Genomic DNA, 18,081 nt, shown 5'->3' on the forward strand with positions numbered 1-18,081 from the left:
AAAACCGACCAGATTCGGCACTGCGTGGGCGCGTGGAGCAAATGTAGTCGGAAAACCGACCAGATTCAGCGTGGTGGAGGCGAGCGGTCCGGATGTATGCGAAAAACAGATCACACATTGAGTGAGGCGAAGGCAAGTGGACGGCATGTTGAGATCGCTTTCAAAATAAGGATTGCCAAAAGCACACTTCTAAACTATACTGGAGAAGAAAATTAAGGTTAAGCGCTTACCCTCCCCCGACAAATAAGTACAGTAATCAGCATCCAATGCTTTCACTAGCAATTCCAAGAGCAAATTCTAGACCATTATTATTGTACTCAATCACTCAATCACTGATTTATTTAATCAATATTCTAAACTCTTTATTCTCTGATCCTTAATCACAACTCATTGCTCACAATTTATTACTTACGATTCATTCAACTACCCTTTCCCTAGCATGATCAAGGAGGCATTACTATGAACGGTTTACAGTTCGACCCTGACCGGCGGCTGGATCTGATTGCCGTAGGCCGGCTGTGTATTGATCTGAACGCCAATGAGACCGGGCGGCCGATGGAGGAGACGATGACCTTCACCAAATATGTCGGCGGCTCACCGGCCAATATTATCATCGGGGCAGCGCGGCTCGGCATGCGTACCGGCTTCATCGGCAAGCTGGCCGATGACCAGATGGGCCGGTTCATCCGCAGCTACCTGCAGAAGGACGGCATCGACGACAGCCAGGTCTGCGTGGACCGGACGGGTGCGGTGACGGGGCTGGCTTTTACCGAAATTAAGAGCCCGCAGGAGTGCAGCATCCTGATGTACCGCGACCATGTGGCCGATCTGCTGCTGAACACGGAAGAGATCTCAGAGGCGTACATCGCAAGCTCCAAGGCACTGCTCATCTCCGGCACGGCGCTGGCCCAGAGCCCATCCCGCGAAGCGGTATTCCTGGCGCTGGAATTCGCCCGCAAGCATAACGTGACCGTGTTCTTCGATCTCGATTACCGACCGTATACCTGGACATCAGCCGCTGAGACAGCGGTCTACTATAACCTCGCAGCCGAGAAAAGCCACTGCATCATCGGCACGCGCGAAGAATTCGATATGATGGAGAATCTATACAATCTGGCTGGCGCGGATGATCAGGCAACGGCAGCGCGCTGGTTTGCGCATCAGGCAGAGCTGGTAGTCATCAAGCACGGCGGCAGCGGGTCGATCGGCTATACAGCGGATGGGCAGAGCCACCGGAGCGGGATTTTTCCGGCTAAGGTCCTCAAGACGTTCGGTGCGGGCGATTCGTATGCTTCGGCCTTCATCCACAGTCTGATGAGCGGGCACAGTGTCAGCGAGGCCATGCGGCGCGGAAGCGCATCAGCATCCATTGTCATCTCCCGCCACAGCTGCTCCGATGCTATGCCAACTCTGGAGAAACTGGAGGAATTCCTGCGCACCAACGAGGAGATCACAGCGGGAGCACAATAAGCAAACATAAGCAGCAGCTTAATATATAGAACCGAAGGAGTGGACAACATGGCAGAGCAAGCCACACAAGTACTGAAAAATTATATCGGCGGGCAGTGGGTCGCAGCAGAGACGGCGCAGACGGAGACGGTTATGAATCCGGCTACGGGTGAGGAGCTGGCCAGAGTGCCTCTGTCCAGCAGAGCGGATGTGGACCGGGCGGTGGCGGCGGCTAAGGAGGCTTTTGCGGGATGGTCGGGCACACCGGTGCCGCGCAGGGCACGGATTCTGTTCCGGTATCAGCAGCTGCTGGTGGAGAATTGGGAACCGCTTGCGAAGATCATCACGATGGAGAACGGCAAAAGCTTCAAAGAAGCCTACGGCGAGGTCCAGCGCGGCATTGAATGTGTAGAATTCGCGGCAGGCGCTCCGACGCTGATGATGGGCCGGCAGCTGCCGGATATTGCGACGGGCATCGAGTCAGGGATGTACCGTTATCCGATTGGGGTGGTCGGCGGGATTACCCCGTTCAATTTCCCGATGATGGTGCCGTGCTGGATGTTCCCGCTGGCGATTGCCTGCGGCAATACCTTTGTGCTGAAGCCCTCGGAGCGGACACCGCTGCTGGCGGCCCGCCTCGCGGAACTGCTGGAGGAGGCCGGACTGCCGGGTGGTGTGCTGAATGTGGTGAACGGCGCGCATGAGGTGGTGAACGGACTGCTGGAGCACCCGGAGGTGAAGGCGATTTCTTTTGTCGGATCACAGCCGGTGGCGGAATATGTCTACCAAAAAGGAACAGCCCACCTCAAGCGTGTCCAGGCGCTGGCAGGAGCAAAAAACCACTCGATCGTGCTGGCGGACGCCAACCTTGCGGCCTCAGCCTCCCAGATTGTGAATGCGGCCTTCGGCTCTGCCGGGGAACGCTGCATGGCCTGCTCGGTAGTAACGGTGCAGGAGGAAGTGGCCGACGAGCTGATCTCCATCCTGCTGCGGGAATGCAACAGCATGACGATTGGGAACGGTCTGGAGGAGGATACATTCCTCGGGCCGGTAATCCGTCAAGGGCATAAAGAGCGGACGATCAGCTACATCGAACAGGGTATCGCCGAAGGCGCGAAGCTGCTCCGGGATGGACGGGAGGATGCTGCCGTGCAGGGAGCGGGATATTTCATCGGGCCGACGGTGTTTGAAGGGGTGACGGAGGAGATGAAGATCTGGCAGGAGGAGATTTTTGCGCCGGTGCTTTCAGTAATCCGGGTGAAGGATGTGGCCGAGGCCGTGGAGATTGCCAATCGCTCGCGGTTTGCGAACGGGGCTTGTATCTTTACGAATGATGGCGGCAAGGTTCGTTACTTCCGCGAACATATCGAGTCCGGGATGCTGGGTGTCAATGTAGGGGTGCCCGCGCCGATGGCGTTCTTCCCGTTCTCGGGCTGGAAGGATTCGTTCTATGGCGATCTTCATGCCAATGGAAGTGACGGGGTAGAATTCTATACGCGCAAAAAAGTCGTCACTGCCCGCTGGCAGTAAACAAGGTGAAGGGAGGACATGAAGTGGAACGTATCCGATTAACAACCGCGCAGGCGCTCGTTCAATTTCTGGATCAGCAATACGTCGATTTCGGCGGTGGTCCGGAACGCTTCGTGCACGGGGTATTCACCGTGTTCGGGCATGGCAATGTACTCGGTCTGGGGCAGGCGCTGCAGGAGGCACCGGGTGAACTGACCGTGTATCAGGGGCGCAATGAGCAGGGAATGGTCCATGCAGCGGCAGCGTTCGCCAAGCAGAGCCGCAGGCGGAAGATTATGGCCTGTACCGCTTCGGTCGGGCCGGGATCGGCCAATATGCTGACGGCTGCCGCCACGGCGACGGCGAATCAGCTTCCGGTGCTGCTGCTGCCGGGGGATACTTTTGCCACCCGGCAGCCGGACCCCGTGCTCCAGCAGATGGAGCATACGCATAACCTGTCCATCACGGTCAATGACGCCTTCAAGGCAGTCAGCAAATACTGGGACCGGGTGACCCGGCCGGAGCAGCTGATGTCAGCGATGCTGAACGCGATGCGGGTGCTGACTGATCCGGGGGATACCGGAGCGGTGACGATTGCGCTGCCGCAGGATGTGCAGGGCGAAGCATGGGACTATCCGGCTGACTTCTTCCGTAAGCGGATTCACCGGGTCATCCCACGACTGCCGCACCCGCAGGAAATTACGGCTGCCGCTGAGCTGATCACCGGGAAGCAGCGGCCACTGCTGATCTGCGGCGGGGGTGTGCGGTACGGGGATGCGGGAGCGGCGCTGCGGTCTTTTGCCGAGAGATTCGCCATTCCGTTCGGAGAGACCCAGGCCGGCAAAAGCGCCGTCCCAAGCAGCTTCGAGTACAATCTCGGCGGCATCGGCGTGACCGGAAACGGCTGCGCGAATGCGCTGGCACAGGAGGCGGATCTGGTGATTGGCGTCGGCACCCGGTTTACGGACTTCACCACCGCTTCGAAGAGTCTGTTCGCTCATCCTGAGGTGGAATTCCTGACGCTGAATGCTTCGCCATATCATGCGGCCAAGCTGGACGCGCTGGCGGTGGTCTGCGATGCGGCCGAAGGCCTGAATGCGCTGGCCGCAGCGTTGGAGGAACGGGGATATCGCTCTGAGTACGGGACCGATATTGCGGAGGCTAAGCAGTCGTGGGCTATGGAGAGGGAACGGTTGGCTGGTGTTGAGTATCCGGTGGGTGCCGGAATGAAGGAGCAAGCGGGCGGCGCATCAGAGGAGAGTGGATTGGATCGGTTGGCCGGAGAGTTCATTCCCGAGGTCGCCGGACATCTCGATGAGAAGCTCCCGGAATATGCAGAGGTGCTGGGCACTTCGCTGACCCAGACGCAGGTGCTGGGGATCATTAATGAAGTTATTCCGCAGGATGCAATTGTCATCGGAGCGGCGGGCAGTCTTCCGGGAGACATGCAGCGGATGTGGAACTCGGAGGTGCCGGATACCTACCATATGGAGTACGGTTTCTCGTGTATGGGGTATGAGATTGCCGGTGCCCTGGGCATCAAGCTGGCTGAGCCGGAACGTGAGGTCTACGCGCTGGTCGGGGACGGCAGCTATCAGATGCTGCATTCCGAGCTGGTCACCAGCTTACAGGAGAACCGTAAGATCAATGTTCTGCTGCTGGACAATGCCGGGTTTGGCTGTATCAATAACCTGCAGATGGAGCAGGGGATGGACAGCATGGGCACGGAATTCCGTTATCGCGGACCAGACGGCCAGCTTAGCGGTGACCTGATGCGGATCGACTATGCAGCGAGCGCGGCCGGTTATGGGGTTCAGACCTTCCGCGCTTCGACAGTTGAAGAGCTTCGGACGGCCCTGGCAGCGGCCCGCCAGTCGGAACGCTCCACGCTGATCGACATTAAGGTGCTGCCGAAGACGATGACCCACGGCTATGGCGCCTGGTGGAATGTCGGAGTAGCGGAAGTGTCCGGCCTTGAAGCGGTACAGGAGGCGTATAACCGGAAGCGAAGCGGATTGGAGAAGGCCCGGAGCTACTGAGCGGGCGCTGTATGTGCGCTTAATATGCGCGAAGCAGGGCAGAGGCCTCGCACAGTATAAGAAGGATTCTGCCATACTTGGGATTGTGGAAGGGGTAGAACATGAGCATGTTCCGAGACAATGCCGTCCAGCTGGCGATTGCTCCGATCGCCTGGACGAATGATGATATGCCTGAGCTGGGAGGCGGCAATACGTTCGAGCAGTGTATCAGCGAGATGGCGCTTGCCGGGTATACCGGCAGCGAGGTGGGCAACAAGTATCCGCGCTCCCCGGAGGTGCTGCACCGGGCGCTTGCGCTGCGCGGCTTGCGGATTGCCAGCGCGTGGTTCAGCGCATACCTGACGGTGCGGCCGTATGAAGAGACGGCTGAAGCATTCAGGAAGCACCGCGACTTCCTGCACGAGATGGGCGCCAAGGTGATAGTGGTGTCCGAGCAGGGCCGGAGCATTCAGGGGCAGATGGATACGCCGCTGTTCGCGCACAAGCCGGTGTTTACCGATAGCGAATGGGCCACGCTCGCAAAGGGGCTGGGCGGACTAGGGCGGCTGGCGGCGGAGAAGGATATGACGCTGGTGTATCACCACCATATGGGTACGGGCGTGCAGACCGCAGCGGAAATTACCCGGTTAATGGAGCTGACGGACCCCGGCGAGGTGTCGCTGCTCTACGATACCGGCCACTTGGCCTTCTCGGGTGAGAATCCGCTGGACGTGCTTCGTGAGCATCTGCCGCGGATCAGGCATGTCCATCTGAAGGACATCCGGCCCGAGGTGGTCAAGCGGGTGAAGGCGGAGGGACTAAGCTTCCTGCAGGCGGTAAAAGCCGGAGCCTTCACCGTTCCGGGCGATGGCTGTATTGGGTTCGGGGAGATTTTTGCCGAGCTGGCCGCTTCCCCGTATACGGGCTGGTTCGTCGTCGAAGCCGAGCAGGACCCCGCGCTGGCCGACCCGCTGGAGTATGCGATCAAGGCGCGCCGTTATATCCGGGAGATTAGCGGATTGTAGTCTAGTTGTAGTCTATGAGTCCAAGGACAGCTGTCCTTGGGCTTGCTGGTATTGTTGGGGAGTGGTTACTTAGAGAGGAACATTTCGCAGATCGTTAGAGTAGAGAAAGGCACTTCACCCTGCGGGGTGATTTTGTGCGTGTGTAGGATTTAATTTGCAATGTTTGCAATTGAAGCCTGCGGATACGTGACTGGCGGGTATGTGAGGTGCATTAGTGCACCTGTATTCGACCGACAAGGGTGAGTCGGGAGCTCAAGAGTAGCCGAAACGCCGTAATGAGAGAGGGAATCCCTCAGAGTGTGCCTGAAGTAAGCGGGATGCCGAAAAAATATAAAAAATCCTGCACAAATTACAACAATGTTGCTACATGTGAGCGGGCTGTACGGAAATCCTGCACAGAATACAACAATGCCAGCCCTTAGTTACTCTATACGTCAGAATTCCTGCAAATACTGCAACAATACGCCACAGCCAGTAACTAAGTTAGAAAATTCCTGCAGAAAATGCAACAATGCTGCGCTATGGAGGTGCTGGGTTCCGCGAAGGAGGGCGGGATACTGGGGATCAAAGGGATAAATACCTCAGAGTTAGCTGGAGGTAGGCGGAACGCGGGAATGAGAGGGCGAATCGTCTATCCCAAGCGCGCATTGGCACGTGCGGGGGAGTGGGGAGAAGCGCGCAGGTGATTGACTTTATCTGGTTCGCTGGAGGAGAAGCACATATGCTATAATGGCAGCAATTCGGACGGGGCTGTACTTGCGCTTAGCCGCATCTGCATTTCATCGCACCTGTAAGCGCTACACCTGCAATACCCCGCAGCCCGCCCTGCGGTTCACCATTCCACCGGTTTACCGCCCTGCGGAGCATCAAGCCGCCGGACCGCGGCCCTGGATCATAACGGTTGTGAGGAGGATGTCTATTGTTGCGTACCTGGTATCGCCGGTTGCTGCTGTCCTATTTCCCTATTTTTCTGCTGACGGTGACGATCCTCATCTTTGCTTCATTTGTATTCATCAACGACATCTCCCGGATGGAGACGAAGAAGGCGGACCGCATCTCGGCCAGCTATGTACGGGATAGTGTGGACCGCACGATCAAGGAGGCCGAGCTGTCCGTGCTGGAGGCGGTGGAACGGAGCGAGGTCTACAAGCGTTATTTCAATACGCAGAGCCAGCCGGACCAGGCGACGGTCTATGCGGTGGCACAGAGTCTGCGCAATCTGATTCAGGAATCCTCCTATATTCAATCGGTATATTTGTATGACCGTGTGAATGGAAGCGTTTTAACGGATACGGGGCGGAAGGAGCTGGAGGGCTTCACCGATGAGGCCTGGATTAAGGCAATGACCGCGTCCGGAACGGTGCCGGAAGGCTGGCAGCCTGTGAGAGATTACCGTTCGGACCTCTTCCAGCGGACACCGATCCGTGTGCTGACGACCAATAAAGCGATGCCGCTGCCCTTCGGCTCAGGCGGTATGCTCGTGATCAATATCAAAATGAGCGCTCTGGAGCAGCTCATCGACAGCATGGTCAACCAGCAGCTCTCGTTCATGACCATTCTGGACAGCAAGGGCAACACAGTGTACCAGGCGCATTCCGATACGGACGGCGCTGCCCACGGCAAGCTGCTGAATACGCTGCATCTGGAGAGGAACGGCTGGACATTCGAGAGCGGAATCAAGGGCGGGAACCTGTTCGGCTGGGTGTCGGTCATCTCCTATCTCTGGGTGGCGATTGCTATTGGGACGGTGGTTTGTGCAATTCTGTATCTGGTCTATGTGACGCGGCGCAATTACAAGCCGATCCAGGTGATCATGAACCGCATTGAAGGCCACCAGATCCGCAAGCTGGACCAGTCCACTGACCGGCCGGACGAGATGATGCTGATTGACGGCGTACTCGAAGATCTGATCAACCACATGACCGATTATGATAAAAAAACGCGGGAGAACCTCCTGCTGCAGCGCAGCAAGCTGTTCACCGACCTGCTGCACAGCGAGCGGCTGGATCAGGCGACCCGGCGGCTGGAGGAGCTGTCCCCGCTGAACGGAGCGAATGCCTCTTCCCGCTTCATGGTGATGCTGGCGGAGATTAACCGTTATGAGCAGGTATTCGAGGACCGCTATACCCGGGGAGACCAGAATACGCTCAAGTTCGCACTGATGAATGTGTTCCAGGAGTTAGCGCGGAATGCGGAGCTGCAGGCCTGGGCTGAATGGGTGGGAACCGAGCGGGCGGCGATTCTATTCCTGGCTACCGGCAGCGATAAGGAGATGGAAGCTAAGATCCGCAGCTTCGCGGAGGACTGCCGCTCCTGGGTCGAGCAGAATCTGCGGATCTCGCTGAGCTTCGGCATCGGTTCGGCCGCAGCCGGGCCGGGAAAGATCCGCGAATCCTATGCTGCCGCCGAATATGTCATGCAGCATAAGCTGCTGATCCATGAGGATATCACCTGGGCGGAATCCCGTGAGGCCCGCCAGCCGCTGCTGGAGACGTACAAATATCTCCAGATGATCGCTGAATTCGTGAAGCTGTTCCGCACCTCCAGCAGTCAATGGCGGGAGCAGCTCGAGCAGATCTTTGCCGTGTTCGAGCAGGATTTCCTGAAGGATGAAGAGATACATTCCTTAATCCAGGCCATGCTGCAGATGCTGAGCCGGGAGGTGGCTGTGATGTCCGAGCAGCTGCAGGACGAGCTGTCGGCGGAGAAAGCTGAGGTCCGGCTGAAGCAGCTGGAGGAGGCGGAATCGATTCAAGAGGTGAAGACGATTCTGTTTGAATATGTCACCGATCTGTTCCGCACCTATGTTTCTGCCAGCGAGACCAAAAGCTACCGGGCCATGGTCAACGAGATGAAGGATTATATCGAAGAGAATTTCACCAATCCCGATCTGTCGCTGAAGCATCTGAGTGACCGCTTCCAGATCTCCGGCAAATATGCCAGCTACCTGTTCAAGACCGAGTTCAAAATGAAGTTCGTGGATTTCCTCACCGACCTGCGGATGAAGGAAGCGCAGCAACTGCTCGAGGAATCGGATGGTCCGCTGCAGGATATCGCGCTTCAGGTAGGCTATGCGAATGCGATTTCGTTCGGCAGGGTGTTCAAGCGGATTGCCGGGATCACGCCGGGCGATTACCGGGCCGCGAAACGCCGCGAGGCCGCCGCCAAACTAGAAGCGCAGGATTAGACGAAACAGCACCGCTGCAGGAATTCAGTTTATCAGGCCGTATCGTTCGCCGCTGCCCGTAATTAAGGGCTGCGAAGAGCGCTGCGGCCTCGTTTTTTGCTGATATGAAAGCGGTTTATAACACGAAAATGGTTGGTCCGATAAACCGGATGTCCGAATTCAGGGCGGTTTCCCCATCCGAAACAGGTTTATTGTCAGCGTCCCGGATCGTATGGAATACTGTGGTCATCCCGGAACAACAAGCCGCCTTGAACACCGAGGCCGGCGCAACCATGAAGGCGCATACATGAACCGGGACGCTGTAAAAGGTACGGGCACAGGAAGCTCGGGGGTATCATGAAGTCACCATTATAGCCTGCACACAGGCGAAGGAGATGGAACAATGACAACGAACGCGAAACAGGGAGTTCTAAAGAAAGCAATGGCAATCGGCTTAACCACAGTAATGGGTGCGGCGCTGCTGGCCGGCTGCTCCTCAGACGGGAAGAACAGCGCAGCCGGAGGATCAGCAGAAGCTGGGAAGAACGCCGAACGCGTCACCTTGAAGGTAGAGATTTTCGACCGCGGTAAAACGCCGAAGCAATATACCATTACGAATAACTTCATGTCCCAGATGATTCAGAAGAATTTCGGTGATCCGAATAATATTAATGTAGAATTCGTCCCGGTGCAGCGCTCGGAGGAAGTGACCAAGCTGAACGTGCTAATGGCCAGCAATACGGATGTGCCGGATATTGTCTTCACTTATGATTCCAGTGTCTTCTACCGTTACGCCCAGCAGGGCGGGCTGACCGATGTCGGTGCCTTACTGGATGAGCACGGCCAGACGCTGAAGAAATTCATCGGCGATGAGACGATGGCCTTCGGCCAGCTCGACGGCAAGCAGTTCGCGATTCCGGGCAAACGGGCGATTACAGGGCGCTACGCTTCATATATCCGTCAGGACTGGCTGGATAAGCTGGGTCTGCCGGTGCCGAAGAATACGGATGAGCTGTACACTACTTTGAAAGCGTTTAAGGAGAAGGACCCGGGCGGCCTCGGCAGCAAAAACATCCCGATGGGCATGTCGCTCGGCTCTGCTCAATTAGAGACCCTGATCTACTCCTTCATCAAGCCGGTCAGCGGCGACCTCACCTACAGCCAGTCCTACGAGCTGCCGCTGCATGAGGGCTTCAAGGATGCGGCCCAGTTCCTGAACAAGCTCTACAATGAAGGGCTGATCAGCAAGGACTTCAGCTTGGATGAAGACAAAGCCCAGGTGTCCAAGGATATTCAGAACGGCAACGTCGGCTTCTTCTCCGAGGATGTGGATAGTCTGTTCTATGCCGATGGTACGCTGGAGAATCTCTACAAGAATGTACCGGGCAGCAAGCTGCTGCCGGCGGATGTCCTCACCAATGCCAAGGTGGACAATAAATATATCAAATCCCGCTATGCCTCGAACGGCATGTACATCATGATTCCTAAGAGCAGCAAACGTGCGGTAGAAGCGGTGAAATACCTCGACTGGATGGCAACCGGCAACAATCTGATTGATATCTACAACGGCGTTGAAGGCGAGAACTACGATATGGTGGACGGCATCCCGGTTGTTAAGGAGAATGTGTCCCAGGAGTTCCAGGACCGTCTGTTCACATCCGGGGATACTGCGATTATCTCCAACGGCAAGAACCTCGGCGATCAGGCGATGAATGAGAAAGCCTGGATTCTGGGCTTCCCTGCGGCCAACCAGGAGGCGCTGAAGCAGTCGATTGACATTGCCAATACGGATACTGTGGGTCCTATCGTCTTCGGCAAGCCGATTGAAGCTGAATCGAAATACGGCACTACACTCAGCGACAAGCTTAAAGTGATCATCGTGAAGACCGCGATGGCGAAGCCGGAGCAATTCGACAGCACATTCGAGCAGGAAATGAAGGATTACATGTCTCTGGGCGGAGACAAGCTGAAGGCAGAGCTGGAGCAAGGGCTTGCCGAGCTTCCGGCAGCGAAGTAACAACAATACAAAGTGAGAACCGGGGGGAGCGCCACGCTGCTCTGCCCGGTTTTTCCCCTTAGGAGGAGAGTAACCTTGAGCAAAGCGTCCTATATCAGACGGTACTGGCAACTGTACGCGCTGCTGTCGCTGCCCATTATATATTTCCTGATTTTCCGCTACGGCCCGATGTACGGGGTGCAGATTGCTTTTAAAGACTTCAACCTGTTCCAGGGGATTAACGGCAGTGAGTGGATTGGCTTCGATGCGTTCCGTGAGGTCTTCGGCATGAAGGAGTTCTACAGCAGTCTGCGCAATACATTTATGCTTAATTTCCTGGATTTGCTGGTATCCTTCCCGGCCCCGATTATTCTGGCTATTATGCTCTATGAGATCAAGTCGGTCTGGTTCAAAAAAATATCGCAAACCCTTCTCTACATCCCCCACTTCATCTCCTGGGTCATCATCGGGGGAATTGTCTATCAATTGTTCGGCAACCAATCCGGTATGGTCAACGGCCTGCTGGAGAGCATGGGGCTGAATCCGATTCCGTTCCTGACGGAGAAAGGTCCGTGGCTGATTACCTACCTGTTCACGGGTGTCTGGCAAAGTGCCGGCTGGGGAACCATTCTCTATCTGGCTGCGCTCACTGGTGTTAACCGCGAGCTGTTCGAGGCGGCTGAGGTGGACGGCGCCACCCGGATGAAGAAGATCCGCTACATCACGCTTCCCAGCATCAAACCTACTATTGTCACCCTGCTGATTCTCAATCTGGGCAAAATGGTCAGCATCGGCTTCGACCGTCCATACGTGATCGGCAATACAGCGGTGCGCGAATATTCGGATGTACTCAGTACCTTCGTCTACCGCATCGGTCTGGAGTCTGGACAATATACGCTGGCAACTGTGGTTGGATTGTTCCAGGCGGTGGTCGGGCTGGTATTCATCCTGGGCTCCAACTATATCTCGAAAAAAGTGACCGGCGACGGCATTCTATAATCATGATGAAAGGAGGCGGAGTACGATGAGTGAACGTACCTCTAACCGGATCTTCGATACCGTTAATATTATCTTTGTAGCCTTGTTCGTGCTGTTCTGTCTGGCTCCGTTTGTACACGTCATTGCGGTGTCCCTCAGCTCCACGCGGGCGATTACCTCCGGGGAAGTAACGATTTTTCCGATTGAACTGAACTGGAAGGCATATGTGCAGGTCTTCACCGACAATGCGATGATCCGTTCACTGATCTTCACGATTATCCTGACCATCGCCACCACGGTGCTCTGTATGCTCTTCACCATCGCTGCTGCTTATCCGCTGACCAAAAGCAAGCTGAAGGGCCGCAAGCTGTTCATGTACGTCATTATCATCACCATGTTCTTCAGCGGCGGGATTATTCCCGAGTATCTGCTGATCCGAGATCTGCGCATGATCGATACGGTCTGGTCGCTGATTCTGCCCGGGCTGGTCAGCCCGTTCAACCTGATTATCCTGATCTCCTTCTTCCGCAACATCCCGCCGAGCCTGGAGGAGTCGGCTGAGATTGACGGCAGCTCGCATTTCCGCACGCTGATGAGCATTGTACTGCCGCTGTCCATGCCGGTGATGGCTACGCTGGCGCTCTTCTATGCGGTCGGACGCTGGAACGGATTCCAGGATTCCCTGATGTACATCAATAATCCCGACCTGTATCCGCTTCAGCTGAAGCTGTTCCAGATGGTCCAGAACAATATGATTACTGAGCTGACTAATCTGGAGGGTGCAGCCCGTGCCAAGCTGCCGCCGGAGAGCCTCAAGGCTGCTACGGTCGTCTTCGCAACCGTGCCGATTCTGGTCGTTTATCCTTGGCTGCAGAAATATTTCGTCAGCGGTGTTATGCTAGGAGCTGTAAAAGGCTGATGGTGTACCCACTACTTTGGAGCGATGAGAGGAGAGGCTGTAATGGAGGATAAGGGAGAATTCTCCTTCTCCACCTGCTGGAATATGAGACGTCATACAACAGGTGATGGACTGCTTAATGAGATCCGGGAGCTGGGCTTCCGCAGGGTAGAGCTGAATTATAATGTGACGGAGGAAATGCTGGTTACGATCGAGCCGATGATTGAACGGGGAGAGATCGGCATATCCAGCGTGCATAATACGTTTCCCCATGTACCGGACCGCGACTACGGCACAGACTCCGTGCTGCTCGGCTTCGAGGATAAGGAGAAGCGCAAGCGGGCGGTAGACCTGCTGGTCCGCTCGGCGGAGTATGCACAGCGCTACGGCGGGGAAGCCGTAGTGGTGCATCCGGGCGAGGTGCCGTTCACGTATGATATCTCCGGGGAACTGGAGCAGCTCTACAATACACAGGGCAAGGAATCAGCGGCCTACCGCAGCAAATGGGCGGAGCTGATGGAGCGCAGAGAAGCGCGCAGCGCCGGGTATGTACAGACAATCATCCAGAGCCTGGATACCGTCTGCAACCGCGCGGTATCCAAGGGGCTGAATATCCGCTTCGGCATCGAGACCCGCTCGAAGCCGCAGCAGATTCCAACACTGGCTGAGGCGAAGACGATTATTCAGGCGCTTAAGGGAGCGCCGGTCGGCATCTGGTTTGATACCGGCCATGCCATTATGATGGACCGCCTGGGACTGTACGACAGCATTGGCGGGATGGATGGCCTGATGGATGATATTGTCGGCGTTCACATCCATGAGACGATCGGTCTCGACGATCACTGGTGTCCTTATGTGAACAGCGGAGATCCTGACTTCTATGATGCCTATCTGCCGATGATTGAACGTGCGCAGGTCAAGGTATATGAGCTGAAGGCGGCTTGCCGCCCGGAAGAGATTCAGGAGAGCCACCGCCTGCTTACGGCGAAGCTGGCCGGCCGGAAATAGTAATGGATGAGAGAGCCGTAAGGAGGAAGCACCATGTACAAGCAACTGGTGAACAGCAATGACAGAGCTGTAGAGCAGGGGCTGCCCCGGCAGATGCTGGAGCCGGACAGCCCTTATTATGGAGGTACCATTGATTCCCATACCGGGATGGCCTGGGTGAATCATACAACCGGGACCCCGACGGATATGTGTTATTGGGGAGCCGCTCTGGTGAACCCGGATTCCCGTTACTACCGGAATGAGGAGCTGCTGGACCGGCTGAAGCTGGCCTCTGCCTTCGTGCTGCGCTTCCAGCATGAGGACGGCTCGATCTCGCCGGGATGGACGAATTATCACTCGCCGCCGGATACGGCCTTCGTGGTGGCCGGCTATGCCCAGTTGTATCAACTGCTGGTGCAGGAGGCGTGGCCGCCGCTTCAGCCGGTGCTGGACGATATGCGCCTGTTCCTGGAGCGGACCATTCCCGTCATGCTGACAGGCGGCGTGCATACGCCGAATCACCGCTGGGTGATGTGTGCGGCGCTCGGGTTCCTGCATGAGCTGTTCGGCGTGGAGGAGGCGAAAGAGCGGGCGGCGCAGTGGCTGGCGGAGGGCATGGACATCACGCCGGACGGGGAATGGACCGAGCGGAGCAACGGCATCTACAGCGCCGTCAGCGACATTATGCTGATCCATGCCGCCCGGCTGCTGGATCAGCCGCAATTGCTGGAGCCGGTCCGGCGGAACCTGCATATGATGGTCTATCTCGTCCATCCTTCGGGTGAGGTCGTGACCGATTATTCCGGGCGGCAGGATCTCGGCGTCGTGCATGACCTGTCTCCTTATTATTTGCCTTATGCCATCCTGGCCCGCTCGGACAAGGATCCCGTGCTTGCGGCCATGGCCGAATGGGCCGGGCGCTCCCTGGCCGATCCCGGCGTCTGCTCGGTGAACGCGCTGGTGCGCATGCTGCTGGAGCCGGAGCTGCAGCAGCCGCCGGAGAGCACAGCGGAGCTGCCCGTTCATTATGAGCAGATTCTGAACGGGGATTTCCTGCGGGAGCGCTACCTTGAGGGGATGGAGGCGGCGGGCCACCATGGACAGATCTTCCATAGCCGGCTGCATACCGACTTCGGCGCGCCGGTTGCCCGGCTTAGAGACGGGGCGACCAGCGTGACGCTGATCACGGAGACGCCTTCCTTCTTCGCACTGCGCCACGGGGCGGTCAGACTGCTGTCCGTGCAGCTGAGCACCAGCTTCTATCCCGGCTTCGTGCCGATGCAGGAGCTGACCCGGCTGCCGGAGGGCTATTCTCTGAAGGGCGTGCAGAAGAAGGGCTACTACGGCCCGGTGGCTGCTTCGCTGCTTCCGCCGTCGGCGGCGGCAGAGGTGAGCCCATGGTATCTGCTGCCGCATCATAAACGCCCGCTGACCCACGAGCAGACGCTCTGCGTGGAGACCGAGGTCCACCGGACAGCGGATGGCTGGACCATCCGGCTGCATTGCGCGGAGCCCGCCCAGGTTATGGCCCAGCTCTCGTTCAACTTCGGCTTGGAGGGTAACCTCACCTCAGACGAGCTGCAGACGGTGCATGAGGACTACTGCCTCTGGAGCGGCGGATCGCTCCGCTACTCCTGCGCCGGAGACTGGATCGGGCTGACCGGCGGAGAGCTGGCCCACCGCAGCCGCTCTGCCCGCGAGTCCTCGCAGCAGAACAGCTGCAAGTCGGTGCTCGTCAACCTGGTTACTCCGTTTGATAAGACATTTAAGCTTACACTGTCTCCTTCTTAGGGTTAAGGGGAGAGCGTGTGGTTTAAGGAGCATTATAAAGACACCAGTATCTGCTTTTCTGCGGATACTGGTGTCTTTTTGGCGTGGGGATGGGGGAACGGCTGCACAATGAGGTACACAAGTGCACCTGATCTCAATCTGATCAATCTCCCATGTTTGCTATCAACCGTTTCGCCTGTACTTTGCCCGCCAGTAATAGTTCATCACTGAGCTTAGGGTCACTGACCGAGCGCGCCAGAGCTACTGTACCGACCATACTGCTTACCAGCGCATAACCGGTAGAATTGTCTACGCCTGCCAAATTCGTAATAAACGCCATAAGGCGCTGCAATTCCCGGGTGTAAGCTTGCCGGATCGTCTCAGATAATTGGGAGATCTCCCCGGAGACAGCAGGGAGAATGCAGCCTGTTTCCGTCTGATCCCGGTGGAGGGGACTTAGATAGAAATCAATGACCGCCTCAAGCGGAGTCTGTTCCCCGTCTTTGGCTGCGTCGGCAACCCGCTGCAGTATCTCAATAGTATCGCTGATCGCGAACTGGCAGGCTTCAACCACCAGCTGATCTTTATTTTCAAAATGGGAGTAAAAGCCCCCGTGTGTCAATCCGGCACCTTTCATGATATAAGGCAGACTGATGTTTTGAACTCCATGGGTCCGAAATGCTTTGGCGGCGCTGGTGAGGATATGTTGCCGGACTCTGAGCTTATGGCCTTCCGGGTAAGGCATCGCTGTTCCCTTCCTCTATCTTTGATTTTAAAATATTATACCCATCATATTATCTGCTGTCAATTGGTTGACTGTGTTAAAATATGATGTTTATAATATATTATGATCATAATATTTTAACTCGGGGGTGTACGGAATGAAGCAGTTAGAACCGGTAGATGTCTTAGTGATTGGATCAGGCCCGGGGGGTTATGCGGCAGCCTTGCGCTCGTCACAGCTTGGACTGAGTACAGCTATAGTGGAGCGTCATCAGATTGGCGGAGTATGTACACATGTAGGCTGTATCCCTTCGAAAGCACTGATTGCCGAAGCGGAACGGTTTGCCTTACGCAGACAATGGGGCGCTGTTCAAGAAGGGTATTCCTTCAGTGAGGCTCAGGCGTTCAAGCAGGGTGTTGTGAATAAACAGTCCGGAGGCGTCCGCTTTTTGCTGAAAACTGCCCGTGTTACCGTTCTGGAAGGCGAAGCAAGCTTGGTCGGTCCGCATACTGCCGCAATTCATCATGCCGAAACTGGCTTGCAGCGAATTAGCTTCCAGCATCTTATACTGGCCACGGGCTCCCGCCCGATTGAGATCAGAGCTTTACCGTTCGGCGGACGTATCCTGTCTTCTACTGAGGCGCTGTCCCTGCCTGAAATTCCTGACAGCCTTGTGGTGGTGGGCGGCGGTTATATTGGCGTGGAGCTGGGGCAGATGTACGCCAGATTCGGAACGAAGGTTACGATTCTTGAAGGCGGCGGACAACTATTGCCCGGATTTGAAGGAGAGCTTACTGCACCTGTAGTCCGTCAGTTGAAGGAGGATGGAATAACGGTTATTACAGGGGCAAAAGTCACCGGTGCCCACCAGCATACTAACAGCATTGAGCTATACTATCAGCATCAGAATGAGCCTTGCGATATCCAAGCGGAATATGCGCTGGTTACGGTCGGAAGACAACCGAACACGGACGGGACACTGGGGCTGGAGAGCATCGGCGTGGCTTTATCCGCCCGAGGTCTGGTTGTAACTGATGAGCAGTGCAGAACATCCATCCCGCATATTTATGCCATCGGCGATATTATCCAGGGTCCTGCCCTGGCCCACAAAGCTTCTTATGAAGCGAGGGTTGCAGCCGAAGCCATTGCGGGTAAACGCTCCGTGATCGATTATAAGGCACTTCCGCTGGTTGTGTTTTCCAGTCCTGAATTGGCCAGCGCCGGGTTGAGCGAAACGGACTGCAGGCAGCAATCCATCCCCGTTGCCGTCGGCAAATCGGTGTTCTCCATTAACGGCCGGGCACTGGCTCTGAAGGAAACGGAAGGTTTTGTGAAAATAGTAGCCCATGCCGCCACCGGCCTGATATTGGGAGCACAAATCGTCGGCGCTGAAGCCTCCTCCCTGATCTCTGAGCTGTCCCTGGCTATTGAAATGGGAGCAACGATAGAGGATTTGGCCATGACCATTCACCCCCACCCGACGCTGGGCGAGGTGATTATGGAAGCCGCCGGACATGCCAGACGGAAGATAGAAATGCAAATTCAACGATAAGCGGCTTGG

The 18,081-nt window shown here is 56.4% G+C and carries 12 protein-coding genes; 11 read left to right on the forward strand and 1 reads right to left on the reverse strand.

All coding sequences use genetic code 11. From position 1 onward, the window contains the following. Positions 1–459 precede the first annotated feature (459 nt). The 10 genes from iolC (at position 460) to K1558_RS28020 (ending at position 15,817) form a co-directional block, all read left to right on the forward strand. Positions 460–1,470 carry a 5-dehydro-2-deoxygluconokinase gene (iolC, locus tag K1558_RS27975; RefSeq protein WP_238655263.1) on the forward strand — a complete coding sequence of 337 codons (1,011 nt, stop codon included), beginning with the start codon at positions 460–462 and terminating at the stop codon, positions 1,468–1,470. Positions 1,471–1,518: 48 nt separating this feature from the next. Further along, on the forward strand, positions 1,519–2,979 hold the full coding sequence (locus K1558_RS27980) for a CoA-acylating methylmalonate-semialdehyde dehydrogenase (RefSeq protein ID WP_238655264.1): 1,461 nt from the start codon (positions 1,519–1,521) through the stop codon (positions 2,977–2,979). A gap of 23 nt (positions 2,980–3,002) precedes the next feature. Then, positions 3,003–4,997 (forward strand): 3D-(3,5/4)-trihydroxycyclohexane-1,2-dione acylhydrolase (decyclizing), encoded by a 1,995-nt coding sequence (iolD, locus tag K1558_RS27985; protein WP_238655265.1) that lies wholly within the window; start codon positions 3,003–3,005, stop codon positions 4,995–4,997. A gap of 107 nt (positions 4,998–5,104) precedes the next feature. Beyond that, positions 5,105–6,001 carry a myo-inosose-2 dehydratase gene (gene iolE / locus K1558_RS27990; protein ID WP_238655329.1) on the forward strand — a complete coding sequence of 299 codons (897 nt, stop codon included), beginning with the start codon at positions 5,105–5,107 and terminating at the stop codon, positions 5,999–6,001. A 919-nt stretch (positions 6,002–6,920) separates the two neighbouring features. Beyond that, positions 6,921–9,188, forward strand: coding sequence for a helix-turn-helix domain-containing protein (locus tag K1558_RS27995; RefSeq protein WP_238655266.1), 2,268 nt, complete (start codon positions 6,921–6,923; stop codon positions 9,186–9,188). 382 nt (positions 9,189–9,570) lie between these two features. Then, positions 9,571–11,184, forward strand: coding sequence for an extracellular solute-binding protein (locus tag K1558_RS28000; RefSeq protein WP_238655267.1), 1,614 nt, complete (start codon positions 9,571–9,573; stop codon positions 11,182–11,184). 75 nt (positions 11,185–11,259) lie between these two features. After that, the gene (locus K1558_RS28005; protein ID WP_238655268.1) at positions 11,260–12,162 is read left to right on the forward strand and encodes an ABC transporter permease; all 903 of its coding nucleotides are present in this window, start codon (positions 11,260–11,262) and stop codon (positions 12,160–12,162) included. A 25-nt stretch (positions 12,163–12,187) separates the two neighbouring features. Then, entirely contained in the window at positions 12,188–13,060 is an 873-nt protein-coding gene (locus K1558_RS28010) for a carbohydrate ABC transporter permease (RefSeq protein ID WP_238655269.1), read from the forward strand. 42 nt (positions 13,061–13,102) lie between these two features. Then, complete coding sequence (locus K1558_RS28015; protein ID WP_238655270.1) at positions 13,103–14,047, forward strand: sugar phosphate isomerase/epimerase family protein; 945 nt, start codon at positions 13,103–13,105, stop codon at positions 14,045–14,047. Positions 14,048–14,080: 33 nt separating this feature from the next. Continuing rightward, positions 14,081–15,817 (forward strand): hypothetical protein, encoded by a 1,737-nt coding sequence (locus K1558_RS28020; RefSeq protein WP_238655271.1) that lies wholly within the window; start codon positions 14,081–14,083, stop codon positions 15,815–15,817. Positions 15,818–15,959: 142 nt separating this feature from the next. Here K1558_RS28020 and K1558_RS28025 read toward each other — a convergent pair whose 3' ends face one another. After that, on the reverse strand, positions 15,960–16,541 hold the full coding sequence (locus tag K1558_RS28025) for a TetR/AcrR family transcriptional regulator (protein ID WP_238655272.1): 582 nt from the start codon (positions 16,539–16,541) through the stop codon (positions 15,960–15,962). A 136-nt stretch (positions 16,542–16,677) separates the two neighbouring features. Here K1558_RS28025 and lpdA point away from each other — a divergent pair, with 136 nt between their 5' ends. After that, positions 16,678–18,072, forward strand: coding sequence for a dihydrolipoyl dehydrogenase (lpdA, locus tag K1558_RS28030; RefSeq protein WP_238655273.1), 1,395 nt, complete (start codon positions 16,678–16,680; stop codon positions 18,070–18,072). The last annotated feature ends 9 nt before the right edge of the window (positions 18,073–18,081 follow it).

The sequence above is a fragment of the Paenibacillus piscarius genome, from assembly GCF_022234545.1.
In the GTDB taxonomy this organism is placed as follows: domain Bacteria; phylum Bacillota; class Bacilli; order Paenibacillales; family Paenibacillaceae; genus Paenibacillus_AQ; species Paenibacillus_AQ piscarius.